Source organism: bacterium, from assembly GCA_016873475.1.
GTDB lineage: Bacteria > Krumholzibacteriota > Krumholzibacteriia > JACNKJ01 > JACNKJ01 > VGXI01.
Map to the genome: position 1 here is coordinate 1 of VGXI01000378.1, position 1,951 is coordinate 1,951.

The following is a 1,951-nucleotide window of genomic DNA, read 5'->3' on the forward strand; positions in this document are numbered from 1 at the left end:
GGGGATGGACTTCGGGTCGTGCCCCGGCTCGCGGAGGACTCGGTCGAGGTACGGGACCGCCGCCGGCTGGCGCCCGAGAGCTTTCCAGTCCTCCCGCGCAAGGTCGAGGAGCGCTCGAGCCAGGTCGTCGTCGGGCTTCCAGCCCTGCTCGTCGAGCGCAGCCACGCAGGCCTGCCGGACCTCGCGAGCCCCGTCGCAGAGCGTGTCCACGAGGAGTGCCTGGGACCCTTCGCCGGGTACCCGGCCGAGCGCGCGGGCCGCCGCGGCCCGGACCTCGGAGACCTCGTCGTTGGCGATGCACGCAGCGAGCGGTTGGAGCGCACCTGCTCCCGCGAGCGCCGGCATCGCCTCTGCAGCCGCGATGCGTGCTATCGCATCCGCGTCGCCGAGCAACATGGCTGCCGCGGATCCCGCGCTGGCAACGTCGCCGGCCGCCGAGAGACCCGCGAGCGCCGCCGCGCGCGCGACGGCAGCGTCGTGCGCCAATGCGCCGCGGAGCAGGCGGACGCCTTCATTGCTGGCGGCAAGTCCCCGGCAAGCCTCCGCGCGTACGTCGCTCTCGGAGTCGGCGAGAGCCGCCCCTAGCGCGTCGTGGCCCGCGCGAAGAGCCCCAAGCGACTTCGCAGCAGCCACCCGGACTGCGGCGTCGCGGTCGCCCCTTACGGCGCTCGAGAGCGCCTCGGCTCCTGCCTCCGGCGAGAGGCGCGCCAGGGCCTCGGCCGCACGCACGCGCTCCACGCCGGTGTGCTCCAGCAGCGCTCGAGAGAGCGCGGGGCCTGCGACGTCGCCGAATCGGGCCGCCTCGTCCATGCGACCTCGAGCGACCTGCACGAGCGCGCCCTGCACGTCCTCGCCGGGCTCGGCGCCGAGGATCTCGAGCGCCAGGGCCGCCTCGGTGCGAACGAGCCGGCTCACGTCGTCGAGGAGGGCCTGCACCGGCCCGGCCAGGGTCGGGTCCCGCCAGCGGGCAATGGCCTCCAGGGCGCACCGGCGCGCCGCGGGCGACGAGCTCGAGAGCTCCGCCACGAGCATCGCCTTCTGGTCCTCGAGCCCGGTGCGTGCCTGGAGCTCGCGCCGGGACATCCAGCGCGCGTAGGCGTGGTCCGCGACGTGCGTGCGCACGCCGAGCGGCATCCAGCCGAGGGAGGCGAGCGCCGCCCCGGCCGCCTCGCGGACCGAAAGGACCGCGTCGCCCATCGCCTCGACGAGTGGATCGATCGCCGCCGGATCACCGGACGCGCCCAGCGCGTTCGCTGCCGTCACGCGGATCTCCGGAGACTTGTCCGACAGGCGCTGGACGAGGAACCCCGTCTGCCGGAGCGCAGGGCACGCCAGGGCCTCGGCCGCTGCGAAGCGCACCTTGTCCTCGGGATCGCCCTTGGCCGCCGAGTGGAGCAAGGCCACGGCCTGTTCGTCCCCGATCCGCCCGAGGGCCGTGGCTGCGCCCACGCGGACGTGGCCGCTCGGATCGTCGCGAAGGAGCCGCCTGAGCTCCGCGGCCGCCCCGGCAGGCGCCTGCGCGGCGTGCGTACCGTACCCGCGGGTCGCCAGGGCACGCACCGTCGGATGCGTATCCGCGAGCGCCGGCAGGAGCGCCGTAAGGGCTGCGCCGCCCACTCCCACGAGCGCCTGGACGGCGCCGGCTCTTCTGCCGACGCTCCCCGAATCGAGCCCCCTCTCCCGCAGGACGCGCTCGAGGAGCGGCACTGCGGGCTCGCCGAGCCTTCCCAGCGCCTGCCAGTCTTCGCCGGCGAGCGCCACGATGGCCTCCGCCACCACGCTGCCGGGCCGCCATCCCATGGCGTTCAGCGCGTCCAGCGCCGCCTGGCGCACGGAGCGGTAGCGGTCGCCAAGGGCAGCCCCGAGCGCCTCCTCCGCCTCCCGGCCGCCCGCGCGGCCGAGGGCCCTGGCAGCCGAAGCGCGCACGACCTCGGCCTCGTCGGACCTGAGC

Annotated in this window: 1 protein-coding gene; it reads right to left on the reverse strand. The window is 75.7% G+C overall.

Annotation, left to right across the window (positions count from 1 at the left end; genetic code table 11):
* The coding region (locus tag FJ251_15935; GenBank protein ID MBM4119192.1) for a hypothetical protein at positions 1 to 1,951 on the reverse strand (1,951 nt) is incomplete at both ends.